Annotated in this window: 20 protein-coding genes; 15 read left to right on the top strand and 5 right to left on the bottom strand. The window is 49.9% G+C overall.

The window, feature by feature from the left end:
• Window positions 1-55: 55 nt before the first annotated feature.
• The 13 genes from JQX58_RS07520 to JQX58_RS07460 all read left to right on the top strand — a co-directional run bounded on the left by JQX58_RS07520 (window position 56) and on the right by JQX58_RS07460 (window position 13986).
• Window positions 56-1249, top strand: a complete 1194-nt coding sequence (locus JQX58_RS07520; protein WP_204146218.1) for an ABC transporter substrate-binding protein — start codon at window positions 56-58, stop codon at window positions 1247-1249.
• On the top strand, window positions 1239-5084 hold the full coding sequence (locus tag JQX58_RS07515) for a PAS domain-containing hybrid sensor histidine kinase/response regulator (protein ID WP_204146217.1): 3846 nt from the start codon (window positions 1239-1241) through the stop codon (window positions 5082-5084). Before JQX58_RS07520 ends, JQX58_RS07515 begins: the two co-directional genes overlap by 11 nt.
• Window positions 5085-5089: 5 nt before the next feature.
• On the top strand, window positions 5090-6127 hold the full coding sequence (locus JQX58_RS07510; protein ID WP_204146216.1) for a response regulator: 1038 nt from the start codon (window positions 5090-5092) through the stop codon (window positions 6125-6127).
• 133 nt (window positions 6128-6260) lie between these two features.
• Window positions 6261-6818, top strand: coding sequence for an alkyl hydroperoxide reductase subunit C (ahpC, locus tag JQX58_RS07505; protein ID WP_204146215.1), 558 nt, complete (start codon window positions 6261-6263; stop codon window positions 6816-6818).
• A 198-nt stretch (window positions 6819-7016) separates the two neighbouring features.
• Window positions 7017-8564 carry an alkyl hydroperoxide reductase subunit F gene (gene ahpF / locus JQX58_RS07500; protein WP_204146214.1) on the top strand — a complete coding sequence of 516 codons (1548 nt, stop codon included), beginning with the start codon at window positions 7017-7019 and terminating at the stop codon, window positions 8562-8564.
• A gap of 146 nt (window positions 8565-8710) precedes the next feature.
• Complete coding sequence (locus JQX58_RS07495; RefSeq protein ID WP_204146213.1) at window positions 8711-9952, top strand: coiled-coil domain-containing protein; 1242 nt, start codon at window positions 8711-8713, stop codon at window positions 9950-9952.
• Window positions 9953-10070: 118 nt separating this feature from the next.
• A complete protein-coding gene (locus JQX58_RS15290; protein WP_239090214.1) occupies window positions 10071-11150 on the top strand; it encodes an N-acetylmuramoyl-L-alanine amidase-like domain-containing protein in 1080 nt (359 codons plus the stop codon).
• A 114-nt stretch (window positions 11151-11264) separates the two neighbouring features.
• The gene (locus JQX58_RS07485) at window positions 11265-11474 is read left to right on the top strand and encodes a DUF4177 domain-containing protein (RefSeq protein ID WP_204146212.1); all 210 of its coding nucleotides are present in this window, start codon (window positions 11265-11267) and stop codon (window positions 11472-11474) included.
• Between the two features lie 3 nt (window positions 11475-11477).
• Window positions 11478-11708 (top strand): membrane protein insertion efficiency factor YidD, encoded by a 231-nt coding sequence (yidD, locus tag JQX58_RS07480; protein ID WP_204146211.1) that lies wholly within the window; start codon window positions 11478-11480, stop codon window positions 11706-11708.
• 11 nt (window positions 11709-11719) lie between these two features.
• Window positions 11720-12121 (top strand): hypothetical protein, encoded by a 402-nt coding sequence (locus tag JQX58_RS07475; RefSeq protein ID WP_204146210.1) that lies wholly within the window; start codon window positions 11720-11722, stop codon window positions 12119-12121.
• A 123-nt stretch (window positions 12122-12244) separates the two neighbouring features.
• A complete protein-coding gene (locus JQX58_RS07470; RefSeq protein ID WP_204146209.1) occupies window positions 12245-12907 on the top strand; it encodes a DsbA family protein in 663 nt (220 codons plus the stop codon).
• An 82-nt stretch (window positions 12908-12989) separates the two neighbouring features.
• The gene (locus tag JQX58_RS07465) at window positions 12990-13499 is read left to right on the top strand and encodes a C40 family peptidase (protein WP_204146208.1); all 510 of its coding nucleotides are present in this window, start codon (window positions 12990-12992) and stop codon (window positions 13497-13499) included.
• Window positions 13500-13665: 166 nt separating this feature from the next.
• Entirely contained in the window at window positions 13666-13986 is a 321-nt protein-coding gene (locus JQX58_RS07460; protein WP_204146207.1) for a cupin domain-containing protein, read from the top strand.
• Window positions 13987-14018: 32 nt separating this feature from the next.
• On the opposite strand, the gene JQX58_RS07455 is transcribed toward JQX58_RS07460, so the two are convergent.
• The 4 genes from JQX58_RS07455 to JQX58_RS07440 form a co-directional block, all read right to left on the bottom strand.
• Window positions 14019-15419, bottom strand: a complete 1401-nt coding sequence (locus tag JQX58_RS07455; RefSeq protein WP_204146206.1) for a YdgA family protein — start codon at window positions 15417-15419, stop codon at window positions 14019-14021.
• Between the two features lie 164 nt (window positions 15420-15583).
• Complete coding sequence (locus JQX58_RS07450) at window positions 15584-16798, bottom strand: nucleoside permease (protein ID WP_204146205.1); 1215 nt, start codon at window positions 16796-16798, stop codon at window positions 15584-15586.
• Window positions 16799-16837: 39 nt separating this feature from the next.
• Window positions 16838-17896, bottom strand: a complete 1059-nt coding sequence (locus tag JQX58_RS07445; RefSeq protein ID WP_204146204.1) for a sugar phosphate isomerase/epimerase family protein — start codon at window positions 17894-17896, stop codon at window positions 16838-16840.
• Between the two features lie 19 nt (window positions 17897-17915).
• Entirely contained in the window at window positions 17916-19073 is a 1158-nt protein-coding gene (locus JQX58_RS07440) for a Gfo/Idh/MocA family protein (protein ID WP_239090213.1), read from the bottom strand.
• A 252-nt stretch (window positions 19074-19325) separates the two neighbouring features.
• Here JQX58_RS07440 and JQX58_RS07435 point away from each other — a divergent pair, with 252 nt between their 5' ends.
• Window positions 19326-20327: a LacI family DNA-binding transcriptional regulator gene (locus JQX58_RS07435; RefSeq protein WP_204146203.1), complete on the top strand. Its 1002-nt coding sequence runs from the start codon at window positions 19326-19328 to the stop codon at window positions 20325-20327.
• A gap of 53 nt (window positions 20328-20380) precedes the next feature.
• The gene (locus JQX58_RS07430; RefSeq protein ID WP_204146202.1) at window positions 20381-21247 is read left to right on the top strand and encodes a sugar phosphate isomerase/epimerase family protein; all 867 of its coding nucleotides are present in this window, start codon (window positions 20381-20383) and stop codon (window positions 21245-21247) included.
• A gap of 85 nt (window positions 21248-21332) precedes the next feature.
• Here JQX58_RS07430 and JQX58_RS07425 read toward each other — a convergent pair whose 3' ends face one another.
• A complete protein-coding gene (locus JQX58_RS07425) occupies window positions 21333-21785 on the bottom strand; it encodes a PA2169 family four-helix-bundle protein (RefSeq protein ID WP_204146201.1) in 453 nt (150 codons plus the stop codon).
• Window positions 21786-21927: the final 142 nt, after the last annotated feature.

Raw genomic sequence — 21927 nt, 5'->3', positions numbered from 1 at the left:
GTCATGCTGGCGTGATTTATCACTGCCCAATCGCTGGTTGTTTGAGGACGTTCCATTGCGCAAGTACATCGCCTTATTGACGCTTTTTTTGGGCTCTAGCCTTTGGCTAACAAGCTTGCATGCCAATGAATTGCGCTTTGGTTTTACTGGGCCTTTAAGCGGCCCGAATGCTTTTGTCGGCGAGCATATGTCGCAAGGTATTGAGCTAGGCTTTGCCCATATCAATCAGCAGCGGGCGCTGTCTTATAAGCTGACCTTGGTAAAGCGCGACGATCATTATGAGCCCCAGCGCACCGTAGAGCAGGTCAACCGCTTGGTGTTAGACGATAATGTCAGCGCCTTTATCGGTAGCATTGGCACACCGACGGCGCTGACCGTTTTACCGCTATTAGAGACCTACCAACTCCCCTTAATCGCGCCCTTTTCTGGAGCCAGCGCCCTGAAAACTGCCCGTGCCGAGCCCTATATTTTTCACACTCGAGCAGGCTATCAAGACGAAATCCAAGTGTTGGCAAACACTATCGTGGAAGACTATGGCATTGCCCCACAAGACATTGCGGTGTACGTGCAAAAAGATAGCTTTGGCGAAAGCTCCCTGCGACATCTGGTGCATAGCTTGGAGCCTTACGGTTTGAACTCGGCGCACGACCTATTGCAACTCTACCACCGTCGAAATGCGATCGCTGCAGAGCATGCCGTAGCCAATATTTTAGCCCGCCCAACACCACCTAAAGCGGTGTTTTTATTTACCACCTACGTGGCCGCGGGCGAGCTTATCAGTTTGATGCATGAGGTCGGCATGGACCCTATCTTTGCCGCGCTTTCTGTGGTGAATATAAAACCACTACTGCACCAATTAGAAGATCAACCAAGCCGTGTTTTAACCAGCCAAGTGACGCCTTCTCTGGATCTGGCTTCCTCTACCTTGGCCCAGCAATTCAAGCTCGATTTAGACTTTTTTATGCCGACCATGGCGCCCTCGTCATTGGCCTTTGAAGGCTATATCGCAGGACGCATGATGGGACGACTATTGCAGCAGCACAGTCCTGACACAGTGCCTTCTAGCCAATCTTTGCTAGACTATTTAAAGCAGCCTTTGTCATGGGACATTGGTGATCATGAGTTTTATTTTTACGCTGGTTTGGAGCAAGCTAACCATACGCTCTGGCTGCAATGGATTGAAGACAACCAAACCACCCATTTAGGCCGCCATACCCCGCTAAACAGTGAGGTGCATCATGAACCGTAGCAATGCTCGCACAACGCCGATCACCCCGCTGGTCTGGCTGTTGGCGCTGTTTGTATTGTGCTCTACCGTCATTGGTGCCGCCATTTTGACCGATACGGTCAACGACCTAAAAACCCAACAACAAGCGTTGCGAGCCCAGCAAGGCGACATGCTCAAGGCGGCCTCCGAACTAAAAGAGATTGTCCCTGCCCACTACAGTCGCTTACGCCAAGCGCTCTACGACGGTTCCAACCAAGACTATTACGATGAAAGTCGCTACCAACGCTATCGCGACGCCGCAGCCACATTACGCTCACAAGCCCATCAAAAAGCCGCCATTAAACTGCTGAGCATTGCCCTAGAGACCCGAGGCCGTCAGATTCATCAAGTGACCCAACGGATCAACGATTGGCACGCGCGCAAAACCGCTATCGATAGTGCCGCTCGGGATGCGAACTATGTCCATCAGTCACAAGCCAAAGTAGATGCGCTCACCAATCTGTTACACGCGTTAAATGGTCGCCACCGCCTGATTGAAAGCCGGCTGTTGTACCAATACCGCGCGGCGGACGAAGCACAACGCCAAGCCATTGCCGAAGAGTATTTGGGCATTAAGATTTCTAATCTAGACGCCTCGTTGAGTACCACCATCGAAAATATTTCGGCGTTAGACATTGCCGTCAATGCGCTGCCCGTGACCACCAGCCAGGATGAGCTATTTCACCTGCTCAATAACGAAATTGTGCCCTCCATCGAGCGTCTGAATTACGCTATTGCCCAAGCCGCTGAATATTACCCGATTTATGTAGACACCCTAGAGCGTCAGATTGCCTCTTTGGAAGTCGTATTGTTTGGCGAACAACACAGTTTTAATAGCACTGGGCAAACCGTTCAATTGGGGCAAGATGGTCTCTTTAATCAACGCTTTGAGCAGATTGCACTTGAGCAAGAAAAACAACAACTTAACCGTGAGCTAGAAGCCATTTTCTTCCCACTAAGTCGCTTCCTTGATCAGATTGGTGAGCTGGTACAAGAAGAATCTAATCGCTTTGAACAAGAAATCGAAGAGCAGTTGGCACGGGTCAATAATACCGTTATCTGGATCAGTATTTTATCCGTCAGCATCATGTTGCTGCTGTCTTGGGCGATTACCACACGCCTAAAACGTCAGCTCACTCACTTAGTAGAAAGTGAAGACCGCTTCCGTTCCATGTTTGAGTCCTCACCAGACCCTGCTTGGATTATTCGTGATGGCCTCATCACTGAGTGCAATGATGCGGCGGTTGCTACGCTCGGATTAACCGATAAACACAGTCTAGTCGCTACTAACTTGAGCGAACTCTCGCCTTTCACTCAGTTTGATAACGACAGCTCGCAAACTAAGCTCCAGCAACTGTTCGAGCAGGTTCAACAGCAAGGTCATTGTCGTTGCGAGTGGATTTTTACTGGCCAAGACGAGCCGATTTACGCCGACATGTCTTTGCTAGGCGTACAATATGACGACAAACCCGCCATTATTTGTACGTGGCGAGACATCACCGAGCGCTACAAGACACAAATGTCCCTGCAAGCGTATAAAGAACAGCTTGAAAATGAAATCGCTGAACAAACCCAAGAGCTACAGATTGCCAAAGAGCGCGCCGAACAAGCGAGCCAAGCCAAGAGTAACTTCCTGGCCAATATGAGCCATGAGATTCGCACGCCGATGAACTCCATCATTGGTATGTCTTACTTGGCCTTGAAATCGGGCCTAGATGACAAACAACGCAACTACATCCAAAAAGTACGTAACTCAGCCGAATCGCTACTCGGCATCATTAATGACATTCTCGATTTCTCTAAAATCGAAGCAGGGCGCATTGAGCTTGAGCACGAGCCTTTTCGCCTGCAGGAAGTACTCAGTGAAGTGGCTCACCTATTAGCCCTTAAAGTCGAAGAAAAAGGGCTCGAATTGGTATTCGACATCGACCCCAATTTACCGCCGTTGTTTAAAGGTGACGCCCTGCGTCTACGCCAGATTTTACTTAATTTAGGGAACAACGCCGTCAAGTTCACCCAGCATGGTGAAATCGTCATCAAGGCGCGTCAGCTAAAACAAGACAAGGACCATATAAGCGTGCAGTTTAGCGTCCAAGATACCGGCATCGGCATCAGTCCAGCCCAGCAAAAGCGCCTATTCCGGTCCTTTTCACAAGCTGACAGCTCCACCACACGCCGCTTTGGTGGCTCGGGTTTAGGTTTGGTGATTTCGAAGCAATTAACCGAATTGATGGGCGGCCAAATTTGGCTTGAAAGCGTCCTAGACCAAGGCAGTTGCTTCCACTTCAGCGCCCAATTTGGGCAAGTACAAAATGCGCCCCAGCAAGACGCTTGGCGAAATGATTTAGCCATTGAGCGAGTGCTCATCGTGGATGACAACGACACCGCACGCGAAGTCCTACAAGCTAACGTAGAAGCCTTAGGCTTTAACTGTGATGTCTGTGACAGCGGCCTAAAAGCCATTGAGCTACTTAAGCAGGCCCACCTGCAAGGTTGTCACTACCATCTATTATTGGTCGACTGGAAAATGCCAGACATCGACGGTGTCGAGACTTGCCGTCGTATTTTAGCGAATCCCGAAATGGCACCACCGACCTTAATTATGGTCACAGCCTATGGCCTAGAGCAGGTCAAACAAGCCTCGCAAGAGCTTGATATCGCAGGCTATCTGACCAAACCTGTCACCACTTCTAGCCTGTTTGACACCATCGCCAGCAGCTATGGTCTAGATAATTGGGTCGGCAAAGAGCAACAAAACGTACCGCTCGAAGAAGAGGATTACCCTATTCTGCATCAAGCACGGGTATTACTGGTAGAAGACAACGACATCAACCGTGAGCTGGCCCAAGAACTGCTGACGCAACAACACATTCAGCTCAGTACCGCTAACAACGGCCAAGAAGCCCTAGAGCTGCTACAGCAAGAAGCCTTCGACATGATCCTGATGGACTGCCAGATGCCGGTTATGGATGGCTATCAAGCCACCCGCGCCATTCGCCAGCAAGCGGCTTACGCCAAGCTGCCCATCATTGCTATGACTGCCAACGTCCTGCAGCACGACATTGACATGGCCTTAGCCGCTGGCATGAACGACCACATTGCCAAACCGCTCAATATCAGCCAGATGTTTCGCACCATGGCGCGCTGGATGCCTAAAGATAAGATCGCTAAGGTTAAGAGCACGCCAACAAATGAGCCAATGCCGGCCCCTGAAACCAGTAATCCGCTGCCTCAGTCATCGCATATTGATACCCATTTAGGCTTACAACGCACACAAACTAAAGCGCTCTATATTCGCCTATTAGAGCGCTTTATTAACAGTTATCAGGACTTTACCCAGCGTTTTGAACAAGCCAATCCCAACGACGCTTTGCGTATGGTGCACACACTCAAAGGCACTGCGGGCACCTTGGGCATGGAAGAGCTGGCCAGCCTGGCTAATAGCCTAGAAAGAAAGATGGCATCCACTGATGAATATCATGTCTTGTTTACTGGCTTAACCAGTGAACTTAAGACTATTCTTATAGAGCTTACTCGTTGGCAACAACAGCTTGTTAAAGCAGATGAGCCTGAGATCGACAGTGATCAGACACCACTAGACGACACTCAGCGCATCGCCTTACTAGAAGAGCTACGTGAGGCTTTGGTGCAAAATTTGCTCGAATCACGCGATCTTGTGCAAGCACTGAAACCAAACCTTGATCAAGCTAATGAGCGAGCCGTATTCAATACTATTAATGAAGCAATTGCTGTCTATGACTTTGATCTCGCCATTGAGCAGGTCGACGCTTTGCTTGCTCTCATCAAGGAAAAGTAGTCCATATGACCGATATACAAGATGCTCATAAGGCCACCTTGCTGGTCGTTGATGACACCCCAGAAAACATCGATGTGCTGGCCGCCTCATTGCGTGATGAGTACAGCATCAAGGTCGCCCTAAGCGGCGCCAGAGCATTAACGATTGCTCAATCAGCGCACAAGCCGGACCTGATTTTGCTTGATGTTATGATGCCTGAGATGGATGGCTACGAAGTGTGCCGCCGCCTTAAAGCCGACCCAGCCACGGCCAATATTCCAATTATTTTCGTCACCGCCAAACATGACATTCGTGACGAAGAACGTGGCTTTGAAATGGGCGCCGCCGACTACATTATCAAACCCGTCAGTCCACCACTGGTACGCGCCCGTATCCGCACTCAGCTGGCCTTATACGATCAAAATCGACAACTGGCGGCCAAAGTACGCGAGCGCACCAAAGCCCTGCAAGAGAGCCAACTGCGCATCATTCACCACCTTGGCCGTGCGGTAGAGTACAAAGACAACGAGACGGGTGCCCACGTCATCCGCATGAGCTATATCACCAAGCTGATCGCAGAGCATTGTGTTAGTGATAGCGAATGGATCGATCGCGTCTTTCATGCCGCACCGATGCACGACGTTGGTAAAATCGGTATCGCCGACGCCATCTTGCTAAAGCCAGGCAAACTGGACCCAGAAGAATGGGAGGTGATGAAGAAACACACCATTTTCGGTGCCGAGATTCTCTCAGTAGAACATGATCCTTTGTTAGAAATGGCCAAAACCATTGCTTTGACACACCACGAAAAATGGGACGGTAGCGGTTACCCTTATGGCTTATCCGGCGAAGATATCCCCCTAGAAGGGCGCATTGTTGCGTTAGCCGATGTTATCGATGCTCTGCTGTCTAAACGTCCCTACAAAGAACCTTGGAGCAAAGAGCAAGCGGAGCAATTCCTTGCTACGCAAGCAGGCCTGCATTTTGATCCGAAATTGGTCGAAATCACCTTACCTTTGATGCCGGAAGTCCACGCCATCCGGGCGCGATACCCAGATGAATAGGTTTTATTAATTCTTGATAGTTTTTTTTTATCTAAGTTTTAGTAAAACACAATTTCATTTCGTCACATCGACCCCATATTATAGACACTGTTGATAACGCAAACAGCGAAACCCACAAACTACGGAGATGAACATGATTAACACTCAAATCAAACCATTCAACGCGACAGCATTTAAAGAAGGCGAGTTCGTAGAGATTTCTGAAAAGGACGTTCTAGGCAAATGGGCCGTGTTCTTCTTCTACCCAGCTGACTTCACGTTCGTATGTCCTACTGAACTTGAAGACCTAGCAAGCAAATACGAAGAACTAAAAGGCATGGGCGTTGAAGTATTCTCTGTATCTACAGACACTCACTTCTGTCACAAAGCTTGGCACGACACTTCTGAAGCAATCGGCAAAATCAACTACTACATGGTAGGCGACCAAACTGCGACCATCACGAACAACTTCGGTGTTCTACGTGAAGGTCAAGGCCTTGCTGACCGCGCTACTTTCTTGATCGATCCAGAAGGTACTATCCAAGCAATGGAAATCACTGCAGAAGGCATCGGCCGTGACGCAGAAGACCTACTACGCAAAGTGAAAGCAGCTCAATACGTAGCCGCTCACCCAGGCGAAGTTTGCCCAGCTAAATGGAAAGAAGGTGAAGCGACTCTTGCTCCATCTCTAGACCTAGTAGGCAAAATCTAAGACGCCTCTTCCAGTGTTGGGCGCCTCGCGCCCAACATCGGGCTTTGCCTTCCAGTGCAAGGCGTTAAAGCCCACAAGATATTTTTCGAGCTAAGGAACCTCACGCCTCCCTCTACTTATCAAGACAGGTGCTGACCTCTCACGCCCGAAATTTACAGGCACTGTAATCACTCTCAACTAAAAAACGGGTTAATTATTATGTTAGACGCAAATATGAAACAACAGTTGGGCACATACCTTCAAAACATCGTTAATCCGATTGAGATTACTGTGTCCACTAACAGCAGCGACAAATCAAAAGAACTGCAAGAATTGGCAACTGAAATTCAAGAACTGAACAGTGCCAAAATCACCTTAACCATCGACGACAATCCACAAGGCCGTGCGCCACAAATGTCGGTTGGCCCACAAGGTGAACAAGCTCGCGTCAACTTTGCTGGCGTACCAATGGGGCACGAATTTACCTCACTTGTACTGGCCCTACTACAAGCGGGTGGCCACCCATCAAAAGCCGCACAAGAAACGCTTGAGCAAATTAAGAATCTCGACACTGAGCTGAACTTTGAAGTCTACATCTCATTGTCATGTCACAACTGTCCTGACGTGGTTCAAGCCATCAACCTAATGGCTGTACTGAACCCGAAAGTGACCGCAACTATGATCGATGGCGGCGTGTTCCCTGATGAAGTTGAACAACGCAACGTCATGGCCGTACCGTCTTTATACGTCAATGGCGAGCACTTCGGCCAAGGCCGTATGACCCTAGACGAAATCCTAAACAAAGTTGATACCGGCGCCAGCGAAAAACAAGCGGCAGCGCTATCAGAAAAAGACCCATACGATGTATTAATCGTCGGCGGTGGCCCAGCAGGCGCGGCAGCAGCGATCTACGCGGCCCGTAAAGGCATTCGTACCGGTGTTGTCGCAGAGCGTTTCGGTGGCCAAGTCGCCGATACCATGGCCATCGAGAACTTCATCTCAGTGAAAGCCACTGACGGCCCGAAAATGGTCGCCAACCTTGAGCAGCACGTGTTGGATTACGATGTCGACATCATGAAATCACAGCGCGCTGCACGCATCGAGAAGAAAGACCTCGTTGAAGTGGAACTAGAAAACGGTGCGGTACTGAAAAGTAAAACCATCGTCTTGGCGACCGGTGCCCGCTGGCGCGAAATGAACGTCCCAGGCGAGCAAGAATACAAAGGCAAAGGCGTGGCTTACTGCCCACACTGTGATGGCCCATTGTTTAAAGGCAAGAAAACCGCCGTTATCGGTGGTGGCAACTCAGGTATCGAAGCGGCGATCGACTTGGCTGGCCTAGTAGAGCACGTCACCGTACTAGAGTTCGCAGACACACTACGTGCCGATGACGTACTGATCAAAAAAGCGCAGTCACTGCCAAACGTCACCATCATTAAAAACGCCATGACCACTGAAGTGCTAGGCGATGGTGAGCGCGTCAACGGCCTGACTTACACTGACCGTACTACTGACGAGTCGCACACACTTGAGCTTGCCGGTATCTTCGTCCAAATCGGCTTGGTGCCAAACAGTGAGTTCTTGCAAGACAGCATCGAACTAACAGAGCGTGGCGAAATCGTGATCGATACCCACGGCCGTACCTCAATGCCTGGTGTATTTGCCGCAGGTGACGTGACCAACGTACCGTACAAGCAAATCATCATCTCCATGGGTGCTGGTGCGACCGCCGCCCTAGGTGCGTTCGATCACTTGATCCGTAACTAAGCCCAACAATACGCCAAAACACCAACCGCCCTCAGTAAACTGAGGGCGGTTTTTTTATGTTAACCAGCTTCCAAACGCCCTATTTTTTCCACTGCAAAACCCATATTATTGTAAGGAATTCATAAGCAATAAGTAGGAAGCAGTTCATGAGAAAGGACGTAAAAGGATCAGTTTTCGCGCTCACCTTGGCCCTTGCACTGAGTGGTTGTGCCAGCACTGGCGGCGGTTCCGCTGGCAGCCTAATGGACGATGCAGCCCGCTCTGAGCTCATCATTCAGATCAACTCAGTCAAGCAAGCAATTGATGCCGCACAACAACGCTTAGCTAAAGCCCAAGAACAAGAGCTTGATTGGTACGCAACAGATGACTTCAATGATGCCCAAGACGCCCTTGAAGACGCCCAATCTTACTACCGCGAATACCAATCTAATCCTGCTGAAGCCAACGACAAAACTGGCTTTTTTAGCTCGACGACTAACCTCGAAGCGACTGAGCAAAACCTCGAACGTTTTAGCAGCAAAATGGACAGCGCCGACGCAACGCGCACGCTCGCTAACAGCACCCTTGCGGACGCCTTTAGCAACCGCGACTACCTTAAAAAAATCGATGCCCAACAGCACTTCCCAAGCCTAAGTAACGCACTCGATAAAGAGCTTAAAAAGCTAGTAGACCTAGTCGCTGATGACCGCCCGGACCAAGCGTTAGCAGACCAAGCAGCACTGCTTGCCAAGCAACACACACTGGAAGTGAAAACCATCACCAAAGTCTACCTAACCGATGCGCAACAAGCGTTCCAAACACTGAATAACTCCAATGCCAAACAGCTGGCACCGAATGCCTTCGCCAAAGCATCGGCAACCCTTACCGACGCGCTCGCCTTTGTCGCCAGCTCGCCGAAGCAACTGGAGCAAGTGCAAGAAAAAGCCCGTTTATCGGTGTTTTTCACCCAGCGCGCTGAACTGATCGCCGACGAAGTTGAAAAATTACGCGCCTTACAGCAACGCCCATTGGATCATGAAGGCTACATTCTTCGTATCGAGGCACTACTTTACCCATTGCAACAAAGCCTTGGCGCCGTCGATGGCCGCGATCAAACCTTTGAAGCACAAACCCAAGCCCTAGTGCGTTTTATCAATGACAGCCAACAAAGCTCGGAAAACGCCGCAGCGCAACTGCAGCAGCTGAATAACACCGTGCAAGAAAAAGACGCCTACATCAAAAGCTTACGCGAAGAACTAGAACGCCTGCGCCCAGCCGAGCAAACCAGTCCAGCCGCGACGCAAGATGCCACGTCATCTGAAGCACCAGCCGCCGCGACACAGACGTCTAATTCGTCACAAGCGCAACCTTCAGAATCAGCTCAACAAGCGGACAATTCTGCGTCATAACACTAAAGGATCGTCGCTGGCCATGCGCCAGTGGCGATCATTCTTTACATCAGTATGGCTCCCGAGCCGCCTAAGAACATGCTAACCTCAGGCAATACTCTTCAAGCCTGTATTGATCATGCGCACTCAATTACTAAAAAACACCCTACTCGCTACCGTCGCACTGACTTTGTTACCCAGCTGTGCCCTGCATTCACCTAAAGAGAGCGACACCCAGACGCGCTACTTTGAGCTGATCGATCAGCTCAATCAAAATCATGCCAGTCGTGCGGAGAGGATTGATCAGTTGACCGAGAGCCTGATGGGGATTGTGTATGTGGATGGCAATTTAGGTGAAGGTGAACAAGGCCAATTTGACCAAGACCCTTTGCTGCGCTTTGATGCATTTGACTGCACCACTTATGTGGAGACCATTATTGCTGGCGTTACTGCGCGCAATGCGTCCGAGTTTTTGCCACGCCTCACGCAGCTGCGTTATCAGGATGGCGAGATTGATTTTGTGAAGCGTAATCATTTCCCAAGTGTTGATTGGTTACCTAATAATCAGTCGGTACTGGAAGAAGTGACGCCTCAGGTGGGCGCTGAGTATACGCTCTACGCTCACACCGTGATTGATAAACAAGCTTGGTACCAAAGCATGGGACCTGAGCGTATCCAGTTGCCAAACAGCAGCCCTGAGCAACAAGCCCAAGCTCTACAGCAGCTGCGCCAAGCCGGAGCACACTTCGCGCCTGAGCCGGTGAATACGCCTTACATCCCGTTAACCGCAATCTTTGTGCCGCAGCAGGCAGATCCTGCCAAAATTCCAGCGCGCCAACAGGCAAGCCAAGCGATTGAGCAAGACAACACCCTAAACGATAAGACACGTCAGCAAGCGCTGCAGCAGTTAGCACTGACAACACGTCAACAAGACGCACACTTGAACCAAACGTTGCTCGATCGCATCCCATCAGGCAGTGTGATCAGTATCGTGCGCCCCAACTATGAGGTGAAGCAATGGATTGGCACCAATATGAACATCACTCACCAAGCCATTGCGGTGCGCCGTGATGGTCAGCTGTACTTGCGCCACGCCAGTCAACTTAAGCGCCAAGTGATCGAGCAAGACTTTGTTGACTACTTTTCCCACTATCTACTAAGCGCCAGCGTGAAAGGCTTTAATATTCAAGTCATCCGCCCCGAAGCATTGGCGAGATGACAAATATCACGACAAAAGCTTGCATGTCTATTTCAGGCTGCAAGGATGCCTTTTATTCGCGCGCGCTTTGGTTATAAGATGGCTTTTATCTATAAACGCTAATTGGAGTGCGAAATGTACAAAGAATACAAAGTTGAGATTGTCACGGAAGGCGGTTGCGGTACGATTTTATTGGGCTCGTCTGGCTTACCGATCAAGCGCCTTGAGGCCAAACTTAATGAAGCCGCGGCTGATGGTTGGCAGATGGTGTTTCAAGTAATTGAAAAGAAACGCTTTTGGCTATTTTGGTCACGCGAAACAGTGATCCTAACCTTGGGCCGCTAAACCATGAATCTGGGTCAACGGGCGCTGTTAGCATTGATACGGCGCTATCAACAAGGCGGTGGCGGCAGCCGCCGCTTTGGTGTGTCCTGTAACTTTTCCCCTACCTGCTCCGAATACGCTGCCCAAGCGATTCAAACCTATGGGGTGATAAAAGGTTGCTGGCTGGCGTGGCGGCGTTTGCGCCGCTGTAACGTTCCCGATCAAGTCGAGCGTATCGACGACCCACTACCCTAAAGGAGCTGTGCGTGTTTGAAGCCTGGACCGTACGCCAAGCGCAAGTGAGCGCTGAAGAAGAACACATCCGCCACACCTTGCAACAAATGCCTGACGCCCAACGCTTGGCGTTTTATCAGCGCTATCAACCCGCCATCAAAGACCCTGATACTTACGCCGCACTGAACTGGTTTTTCGTTGCTGGGCTGCACAACTTTTATGTGGGCCAATGGCTCGCTGGTCTGTTTGATCTTGTGCTGATGCTGTTAGGTGTTGGCTTACTGTTTGTCGCACCCGCTATCGGCATTGCTTTGTTGGTACTCGTGGCCTTGATCGAACTGCCTACCTTACTGCGCAGTCAGGTCATCGTGGCTCATCTCAATAATCAAATTGCCCTACGCTTGCTCGGCGAACAAGCGCTAGCGGATGTCTAGCCCGTATCTGATTTAGGCCGCTGCGCGACATTGATCAAGCAATGTTGCGCTTAGCGCGCTTGAACTCTTTTCAACAGCTCCAAATCCTTTTATCTTGGCGGCTTATCTTTTGGAATGGCCAGTATGACTTTTACCTATTTATTCGACCCTTTATGCGGCTGGTGCTACGCGGCAGCGCCGACCATTCAAGCACTCCATGATGCTAAGCTTGGCAATATCGCCATGGCACCGGTAGGCATGTTTTATCAGCCCCGCCCCATGAATAGTATGGCGGAACACGCGAAGAAGAATGACCTGCGTATTCAAGAACTTACCCAGCAGCCATTTTCGCAAGCTTACTTTGATCAGGTATTGGGCAACGAGCAAGGCGTGTTTTCGTCACAAGCGCTAACCTTGGCGATCGTCTACCTAGAATCGCAACAACTAGGGTTAGCCCATCGCTTCTTACAGCGCGCGCAAACCTGTCGCTACGTCGACGGCTTAGACACGGCTGACGCCAATATCGTTGCTGACATTGCAGCTGACGTAGCAAACACACATGGCCTAAGTGTCACTCGTGAAGAGATTCTCACCGCCATCACTGAAGATGCAGCACTACAACAACGCAGTGAGCAAATGGTGCAACACGCAGGGCGCTTATTAGGCCAGATGGAACACAAAGGCGTGCCACAGTTGATCATGACCAGTAATGGCCAAAACTATATGTTTTCCGGCGCAGATTTGTACCAAGGCCCAGAAGGATTTATGCAACTGTTGAATGCCATCAAGGACGCCACTAACATGTAATGTCATTTACGCTTTGTAAATTTTTTGTCAGCGGTCAAAAAAGTGCTTATGATGAAAACAACCTTGCTAGGATGCTTTCGACATGACCCGAGCTAACACTTTTTTAACCGCGACCTTAATGAGTTTGAGCCTTACGCTGACCGGCTGTGGCTCAATGATGCAAAGTGCTCCTGATACAGCCTATCAGGTAGAAGCGTCGGTGCTACAAAAGAGTAGCGAGGCATTTGTTAGTCAACGCCTTTACCAGCAACATCAAGAATGGCGTGGCACCCCCTATGTCTGGGGCGGTATGAGCAAACGCGGCGTCGATTGCTCAGGCTTTGTTCACCTCACTCTTGAGCAACAGTTCGCCACTCGCATTCCACGCACTACCGCCCAGCAATCGCAAACCGGTTTCGCCATCCCCAGCGCCGATTTACGCGCTGGGGATTTGGTGTTTTTCAAAACCGGCAGTAAAGCGCGTCATGTGGGGATTTACATCGAAGATGGGCAATTCCTTCATGCATCCTCCTCGCGTGGCGTAATGATTTCACGTTTAGACAATGTCTACTGGAAGGAACATTACTGGCACGCCCGTCGGCTACATCCCTAATATCACGACAGATTCGCTCCCCACCTTAAAGCTATGAGTTTTTATGCCACTAAAGCCCATACGCTTTTTCTCATAAGACTATGATAAAATTGCTCTTTTCCAAGACACTGCTAGGGAATGTCACATTGTCTTGGTAAAACGACTAATAAAAACAGGGACTAGTCCAATGATCGAGAATCTTTTACAACAACTGCCCTTAGATACATCAAGGGAGCATTTTGAGCCATTAATCAATGCGTCAAATATGCGTATTGAGCGGATCGTTACGCCGCCGAATAGCCCATTAAATCAAGCCTGGTATGACCAAACAGAAGATGAATGGGTCATGGTGTTAGAGGGGTATGGGGTGCTGGTGTTTGATGATGGGCGTATCGTCACGCTCAAAGCCGGCGATTGGCTTAATATCCCTGCTCACAGCCAGCATCGAGTGATTAAAACCGATCCAGAGCACACAACTATTTGGTTGGCGGTATTTTATCAAGCGTAAGGTTGGGCAGCGCCCAACCTTACCTTGGTGGATTACAGGTTCATCGCTTGGCCGTTAAAGGCCATTTGACCGTTTTCTAACTCAAAGTCAGCGGTGTAAGCGTCACCATCTTTGACAATCCAACCTTGAGCAATGAAAGACTCCAGCATGTTACGCGTCGCCTGCTCAGACTGCGCATCAAACTCTTCTTGGGTCATCCAGCCACGCTCTAGCTGTGGTTGCAGCTGCATTTGCATAAAAGCATTGACCAATGTCTCGGCTAACGCTTCATCAATTTCAAACTCAGCGCCCGCTTGTACCATCTGCGCTAGGGCATCCGGTGAATTGAGATTGTTTGAGTCAAAGTTTGCGCCGTTTAGGAACTCAGCAAAACCTTCGAAATGCACATCCCCTTGCTCAAATGACGCGTCTAAAGCCTCTAGCTTCATCGACGGATCCGTGCTCATCAATAGCTCAAGGTTTTCCATCATAAACGCGGTCAGTAGACGGTCTTGCTGATAGCTTGGCGCCTGAGAAAGCTCTTTGTTGAAGTCGTTAAAACGCGTCAAAAACTCATTACTGAAGTCATTAAGCGTCATATCAAAGGTCAGCTCTTCCACTGTCGGGAAGTTCATAACACTCAAATCGGCCATTGAGAAATGCCCGCTACCACTGGTAGTTTGCGCCTCTTCGTCGACGTCTGAACCGCCGCTTAGCTCAATATCAGACACACTGAACATCTCGGTAAAGGCCATCTGCTCAAGATGCATGCTCATATCGTATTGCGCAATACCGGTTTCGATCATGGTCTGAATATCGGTATCAGAATCGATATCAAAGGTATAACCTGACATGGTCAACGCTTCGCCGCGATCCGAAATCGATAGTGAGTCAATTTCACCAGCGTAATCAAAGGCACTGTCAGAGAAAGAACCGCTGCCTTGGTAACCGCTGAACTCGACACTGCCGCGTCCACGTTTATCGGTGATGGTAAAAGGCACCACACGATCAGAGACCTCTAAACCGCCGAACATCGGCGTGGTCACGCTTGCTTGATAAAGCGGCTGGTCTTGGTCCCAGTCAAATTCTTCAGGTAACTCTTCGCCGGCCACTTCAATTACTTGCTTGGCCAAGCCCAAACCAAAACCATCTGCAAACAACAATGGACCATAAGCCGTCTCAAGCGTAAAAGGCACTTCCGCTCTCGGGCCAAATAAATCTGCCAAGCTTGGGTCAAGCTGGCGTAGGTTGACTGTCGCATGACCTGTGTAAGAGGCACCGAACCAGCCATCCTCTTGCTTTTCTAAGGTCAGCTCTTGACCTGGCACCGCGTTAAAAGATGCTTGGATCTCAGCCAAGTTGGCGGCGACATGTGATTTGATAAACATCGGTGGCACGACAACCAATGCCAATGCGCAACCAGCGCCCAACGCAGCAACGACTTTAGCGTTCATAAATTCCCTTTTAGAGATGTGATTGAATGAGATGATATTGATTAACAATATCATCCAAAAATACTATAGCCCCAACGGCAAAAGCAATGCGATTGAGCGCAAACAGGGCATTAAGTCACAAAAAAGCCCAGCATAATGCCGGGCTTTCTGGAGTCAGACCTTTATTACGCCTGAGCGGTTTTTTTATCATCCTTAAATAGGATCAAGAAAATAACCATTACCACGGCGGCAAAGCCTGCTGGGAACAGCCAAATACCGCTCCAGTCAGCCATACCATCCACGGTATAAGCGTCAGTGACTTTACCCGCTACCCAGAAGCCGATCAGCATACCGACACCGTAAGTCGCCAGCGTGATCATACCTTGCGCCGCGCTCTTGTTCTTTTCTCCGGCTTTGGCATCCGTATAAATCTGGCCAGTCACAAAGAAAAAGTCGTAACAAATACCATGCAAAGCGATACCGATGATCAGCATCATTAGACCGCTGTCGGCATTACCGTAAGCAAACAACACATAACGCACGGCCCACGCCAGCATACCGATCAAAAGGGTTAATTTGATACCAAAACGGCTCAGCAACAATGGCATGATCAGCAAGAACAATACTTCTGACATCTGACCGATGGTCATGATACCGGTGGCATTTTCAACCCCGATGCCTGCTAAGAATGGGTTAGCGTTTTGGTAGTAAAACGCTAATGGAATACAGATCAGTACCGACGAGACGAAGAATACCAAGAAGTTACGATCTTTTAGCAGATTCAAGGCATCAAGCCCTAGCATTTCGTTTAAGCCACCGCTTTGTGCCGCCCCTTTTGGCGGAGTGTTGGGCAAGGTGAAGCTGTAAACACCCAAAATAACCGATGCGATCGCGCCCATCATAAAGGTGTTGCGCAGCATGCCATCAGCAATAGAGGCTTGCGAATCCCAAGAGAATACGAAGCTGATCACTAGGCCAGCCACGATCCAACCGAGAGTACCCCAAACACGTACTTTACCAAACTCCTTCGCAGGGTCTTTCATCTGCCCAAACGATACCGAGTTCACCAAGGCAAGAGTTGGCATGTAAGCAATCATGTAGCCCAACACATACGGGTAAAAAGCACTGAAGTCTTGTGCTTGATACATCATGTACATCAACACTGCGCCGATCAGGTGCAATACCCCTAAAATACGCTCGGCATTAAAGAAGCGGTCGGCAATCAAACCAATAATGAACGGCGCGATGATCGCGCCCCATGACTGGGTTGAAAACGCCATTCCGATCTCGCCGCCATTGGCTTCTAAGGTCTGTCCTAAGAAAGTGCCTAAGGTGACGAACCATCCTCCCCAGATAAAGAACTGAAGAAACATCATTAAACTAAGACGAGTTGTTATCATTGTTTTAACCTCATGGTGTGGGCAAAGCCGTTATTATGGTTATGCGTTATCAAGCCCCAAGATGCGTCGATTACGTGCTTCGCTACTGCCTGCGCCAGCAAAATCATCAAACGCCACCTCGGTTGGTTTGATCATGTGCGCGGCAATAAACGGTGCACCTTCCGCAGCCCCTTGAGCTGAGTCTTTCAAGCAGCATTCCCATTCGAGCACGGCCCAACCATCAAATCCGTATTGAGTGAGCTTGGAGAAAATGCCTTTGAAGTCCACCTGTCCGTCGCCCAATGAGCGGAAGCGGCCAGGACGATCCACCCAATCTTCGTAACCGCCATAAACGCCGGAACGACCATTAGGATTGAATTCTGCGTCTTTCACATGGAACATCTTGATGCGATCGTGATAACGATCGATGAAGTCGAGGTAGTCCAGCTGTTGCAGTACAAAGTGGCTTGGGTCAAACAGGATGTTGGCACGCGGGTGGTTATCCACCGCCGCTAAAAAGCGCTCAAACGAGGCGCCATCATGCAGGTCTTCCCCTGGGTGAATTTCGTAACATACGTCGACACCTGCTGCGTCAAAGGCATCGAGGATCGGCGTCCAACGCGCCGCTAATTCTTTAAAACCTTGCTCAACCAAGCCCGCTGGGCGTTGTGGCCATGGGTAGACTAGGTGCCACATAAACGCGCCCGAGAAAGTCGCGTGGGCTTTTAGGCCAAGACGTTGGCTCGCTTTTGCCGCCAGTTTCAATTGGTTAATAGCCCACTCGGTACGCTCTTTTGGTTTACCGTGTAATTCTGCTGGGGCGAAGTTATCAAACAGCTCATCGTAGGCTGGGTGTACGGCTACCAGTTGGCCTTGCAAGTGCGTCGACAGCTCGGTGATTTCAACACCAGCTTGTTCACACATAGCCTTAATGTTGTCGCAGTATTCTTGGCTTTCGGCAGCAATTTCTAAATCAAATAACTTAGGGTCGGTCGGCACTTGAATGCCCTTGTACCCTAAAGACGCCGCCCATTTGGCCATGCCTTCAAGCGTATCAAACGGCGCATTGTCGCCCGCAAATTGTGCGAGGAAAATCGCAGGTCCTTTCATCGTCGACATCGTTTTCTCCTCGACTCAATTAATGGGTATCTGGCATGGTTAGCCATTTTTGATCGCTGGCACCGCTTGCCACCATGGCTTCAATAAACGCCATGCCACGCAAGCCAGATTCAAGCCCAGGCACACCCGGCGCTTTGCCAGACAAGCCTTGGCGCACGGCCGCAGCAAAATCGCTGTATAAGTTAGCCATGGCTTCTAGATAACCTTCTGGGTGACCCGCTGGAACACGGCAGCGACGGGCAGCTTCTGGATACAGACCAGGTTGACCGGCACCGGCGCGATACACCATGTACGGCGCATCCATCGTACGGTAAGTCAGGGAGTTCGGCTCCATTTGAGACCATTCAAGGCCGCCTTGGTCACCGTAAATTCGGATTTTCAGATCGTTTTCGACACCGACGCAGACTTGGCTGGCGATCAACACACCGCGCGCGCCCTGCTCGGTACGAAAAAACGCCGCACCATCGTCATCAAGGCGTCGGCCTTCTACAACAGAGTTCATATCGGCGCACAGTTTAGTTACGTTTTGACCACTGATCAGCTCGGCTAAGCCAAATGCGTGCGTACCGATGTCACCCATACAACCAGCCGCGCCTGACTGAGAAGGATCGGTACGCCAAGAAGCTTGTTTATTAGAAGGGTCATCAGGCTCAGACAGCCAGCCTTGTGGATATTCGACGAGAATTTTACGAATGGTGCCCAGCTTGCCATCTTCAACCATGGACTTCGCTTGCCACACCATGGGGTAACCAAGATACGTGTGCGCCAGACCGTACAGGCGGTCTGAACTATTGACAACATCCGCCAGTTGTTTGGCTTCGTCTAAGCTAAGCGCGGCAGGTTTTTCGCAGAATACATGGAAGCCCGCTTCGATGGCCGCCATCGAAATCGGCACGTGCATATGGTTCGGCGTTACCACAACGACTACCTCCATGCGCTCATGTTCAGGAAGCTCGGCTTCTTGCGCTAGCATGTCTTGCCAAGAGGCGTACACACGCTGATCATCAAGACCTAAGCTGTCAGCGGTACGCTGGTTATTGTCTGTCTGACGACTGAAGGCACCACATACAAGCTCGTATTGACCATCCAATCCCATTGCGTGTCGATGCACCGCACCGATGAAGGCTCCTTCGCCACCACCGACCATTCCGACACGGACTTTTTCCAGTTTCGCCATTTCTCTCTCCTCGCTGACAGCAGCCCAGCGTTGTCTAGCCTATAATTATTACAAAATGTAACCGTTTACATTTTTATCTGTCAAACAATTTTGAGCAATGACGGGGCATGGCGCCTCTTTTTGGGGCGAATACTGCGGTATAATCTTCACTAGGTACTGGATTTTTCAGACATTTCCTGTAACTTCCCATTAACATATGTTATCGGTTACATTTTTGTGACTGAGAAGAATAAAAAGGTTTAAGAGACGGTTATGGCAACCATTCGTGATGTCGCAGAGTTAGCTGGCGTATCCGTGGCAAGTGTGTCCCGCGCCCTACAACAACCCGAGCGAGTATCCCCAAAGACCCGCGCCAAAGTCATGGCTGCGGTGGCAGAAACAGGCTATCAGCCCAATCTGATGGCGGTAAAATTCCGCTCGGGCAAGACATCCAATTTGGTCGTGCTAGTACCGACAGTCGCCAACGTCTTCTTTGCCCGTGTTATCAGTGGCATGCAAAGCGCCGCCGCTGAGCGCGGCTACGCCCTCTTACTTGGTAATACCTTAGGCAACGCCGAACTTGAGGCCAATTACGCCAAAATGGTACAGACCTCTCAGGCCGATGGTCTGATTCAGCTACGCGCTCACAATCCATTTGAGCTGGACGATTCAACAGGCTTATTGCCGATGGTGAATGCTTGTGAAGTACTCGAGAATGATCGCTTTCCGGTGGTGACCTTGGATAACCGCGCGGCCGCCAAAGCCATCACGCAACATCTGATCGATTTAAATCATCGCCGTATTGCCATCATCAAAGGCCCTCAACAGAGCCCATTAACTCAGACTCGTTTAGCAGGCTACCGTGATGCGTTAGCGGATGCAGGGATTGAGTTTGATGAATCGTTACTGTTTGCTGGACACTTTGATCTGTACTCAGGCCGTGAAGCGGCGGAGCAAATCTTGGCGTTGCCAGTCCGCCCTACGGCGGTAGTGTGCGCCAACGATGAAATCGCCATGGGCGCCATACAAGGCTTTAAAGACGCGGGCCTACGCATTCCAGAGGATATCTCAGTGACAGGCTTTGATGATATTTCCTTTGCGGAGTTTTGTGACCCACCGCTGACCACCATCGCCCAACCTGCAGAAGAATTTGGACGCACCTCGGTCAATCTATTGATCGATGTACTGGACAACAAAGTCACCAAAGCACCGAAAGTGATCTTACCCTTTGAGTTGATTACCCGCGCCAGCACCGGCCCTGCGCCAGACCAATAGCCTTTTTAAAAGGTGCAGGGACGACAATAAAAATAATCTAGGAGAACATCTAAATGTCTGACTACTTTAACCACTCTTCACAGAGCATCAGCCGTCGTAACCTACTGAAATTGGGGGCCGCTGGTATCAGTGCCATGGCACTGCCATCTATGCCAGTGTTCGCCAGCAGCACTGCAAAGGCGGTCGGTCTACAGCTGTACACACTACGCGATATGATGGGCGCCAGCGTCAGCGATACACTAAAGTTGGTCGCACAAGTGGGTTATAAAGAACTGGAGTTTGCCGGCTATTTTGGTCATTCGCCAAAAGAGATCCGTGCGATGATGAATGACAATGGCTTGTCATCACCCTCCGCCCATATTCCATTGGATACCTTCCGCAATGATGGTATTCAAAAAGTCATCGAGCTGGCCCAAGAAATCGGTCACCAATACGTGGTCATTCCGTACCTCAGCGAAGAACAACGAGGCCATGGCATCGATACTTACAAAGTACTGGCTGAAGAGTGTAACCGCTGGGGCGAAGCCTGCCGCAAACAAGGTCTAACGCTTGCTTACCACAACCATGCCTTTGAATTTGATGTGATGAATGGCGAGATGCCATACGACGTGTTACTGAACGAAGTCGAAGCACAAAATATGGCCATGGAAATGGACTTGTACTGGGTATTAAAAGCCAAGCAAGACCCGTTTGCTTACTTTGAGCAACACGCAGGTCGCTTTAAACTGTGGCACATAAAAGATATGGACGCAGCGGGTAACTTCGCTGATGTAGGTACTGGCATCACAGACTTTACACCGATCTTCGCGCGCGCGAAACAAGCCGGCGTCGAGCACTACTATGTCGAGCGCGACCAAACTGACAACGCCCTTAAGACCATCCAGAAGGGATATTTAGCCACGGCTAAGTTACTGGGATAAGCACTCTAGGGCGCCATAACAAAACGGCCCGTGATGCTGCCATCACGGGCCGTTTTGTTTTTTCGGCGGTGCTCAACAGCGCAGCTTATTCAACCACGTTGGTCTTTAGCATACGCATCTCATCGTGGCACTCTTTCATACGTTTTTGTACTCGGATCAAGGTCGCTTCGCAGTTATCTGGAAGCTCCTTTTTAAGTGCCGTATCAATTTCTTCTAGCACTCGATCTTCGACTTCTTCAAGCTGCTCTACATAGGTAAACGCGGTGCTGTTTGAAGTGAGCTTATCGGCGATTTTGGTATACGCCTTACGCGCTTCAACCATGGTGTCATCGCCATTGACCAGATCGCCCGTTTCTTTAACGGCGTAAGGCTGCAGCTCAAATACCGCCTCTGCCTTGGCATCGATCATACGATTAAAGAACCCTGTGTGTGTACCATCTTCGACTTTTTGCTTCGCTTCTTGGTAAAACGCAATGCCGCTGTTCATTGTCTTGATAATGTTTGCGATCGGTTTTGTATCAGCTGTAGGTTGAATCATGGTGTCCCCCTTGGTTCTCATGTGTTCACATAGTTGCTTGCCTTGCAGTATTAGATTTAATGATGGTTGAAGCTTTTGCAACCGAACGCCAATTTGATTCACACACGCTTCACTTTTTCTGCGCAGTCAAAAATCTCTCAAA

Source organism: Marinomonas ostreistagni, assembly GCF_016888445.1.
Taxonomy (GTDB): Bacteria; Pseudomonadota; Gammaproteobacteria; order Pseudomonadales; family Marinomonadaceae; genus Marinomonas; species Marinomonas ostreistagni.
Note: the sequence above shows the minus strand (reverse complement) of the source record. Positions and strands in the feature narration are given on the sequence as shown.

Bases quoted from the DNA above. Each gene is read 5' to 3' on its own strand.
- yidD (WP_204146211.1), top strand. From the start codon at position 11,478: ATGAATCTGGGTCAACGGGCGCTGTTAGCATTGATACGGCGCTATCAA.
- JQX58_RS07445 (WP_204146204.1), bottom strand. From the start codon at position 17,896: ATGTCGACGATGAAAGGACCTGCGATTTTCCTCGCACAATTTGCGGGC.
- JQX58_RS07495 (WP_204146213.1), top strand. From the start codon at position 8,711: ATGAGAAAGGACGTAAAAGGATCAGTTTTCGCGCTCACCTTGGCCCTT.
- JQX58_RS07460 (WP_204146207.1), top strand. From the start codon at position 13,666: ATGATCGAGAATCTTTTACAACAACTGCCCTTAGATACATCAAGGGAG.
- JQX58_RS07470 (WP_204146209.1), top strand. From the start codon at position 12,245: ATGACTTTTACCTATTTATTCGACCCTTTATGCGGCTGGTGCTACGCG.
- ahpF (WP_204146214.1), top strand. From the start codon at position 7,017: ATGTTAGACGCAAATATGAAACAACAGTTGGGCACATACCTTCAAAAC.
- JQX58_RS07465 (WP_204146208.1), top strand. From the start codon at position 12,990: ATGACCCGAGCTAACACTTTTTTAACCGCGACCTTAATGAGTTTGAGC.
- JQX58_RS15290 (WP_239090214.1), top strand. From the start codon at position 10,071: ATGCGCACTCAATTACTAAAAAACACCCTACTCGCTACCGTCGCACTG.
- JQX58_RS07435 (WP_204146203.1), top strand. From the start codon at position 19,326: ATGGCAACCATTCGTGATGTCGCAGAGTTAGCTGGCGTATCCGTGGCA.
- JQX58_RS07425 (WP_204146201.1), bottom strand. From the start codon at position 21,785: ATGATTCAACCTACAGCTGATACAAAACCGATCGCAAACATTATCAAG.
- ahpC (WP_204146215.1), top strand. From the start codon at position 6,261: ATGATTAACACTCAAATCAAACCATTCAACGCGACAGCATTTAAAGAA.
- JQX58_RS07515 (WP_204146217.1), top strand. From the start codon at position 1,239: ATGAACCGTAGCAATGCTCGCACAACGCCGATCACCCCGCTGGTCTGG.
- JQX58_RS07455 (WP_204146206.1), bottom strand. From the start codon at position 15,419: ATGAACGCTAAAGTCGTTGCTGCGTTGGGCGCTGGTTGCGCATTGGCA.
- JQX58_RS07430 (WP_204146202.1), top strand. From the start codon at position 20,381: ATGTCTGACTACTTTAACCACTCTTCACAGAGCATCAGCCGTCGTAAC.
- JQX58_RS07485 (WP_204146212.1), top strand. From the start codon at position 11,265: ATGTACAAAGAATACAAAGTTGAGATTGTCACGGAAGGCGGTTGCGGT.
- JQX58_RS07450 (WP_204146205.1), bottom strand. From the start codon at position 16,798: ATGATAACAACTCGTCTTAGTTTAATGATGTTTCTTCAGTTCTTTATC.
- JQX58_RS07440 (WP_239090213.1), bottom strand. From the start codon at position 19,073: ATGGCGAAACTGGAAAAAGTCCGTGTCGGAATGGTCGGTGGTGGCGAA.
- JQX58_RS07510 (WP_204146216.1), top strand. From the start codon at position 5,090: ATGACCGATATACAAGATGCTCATAAGGCCACCTTGCTGGTCGTTGAT.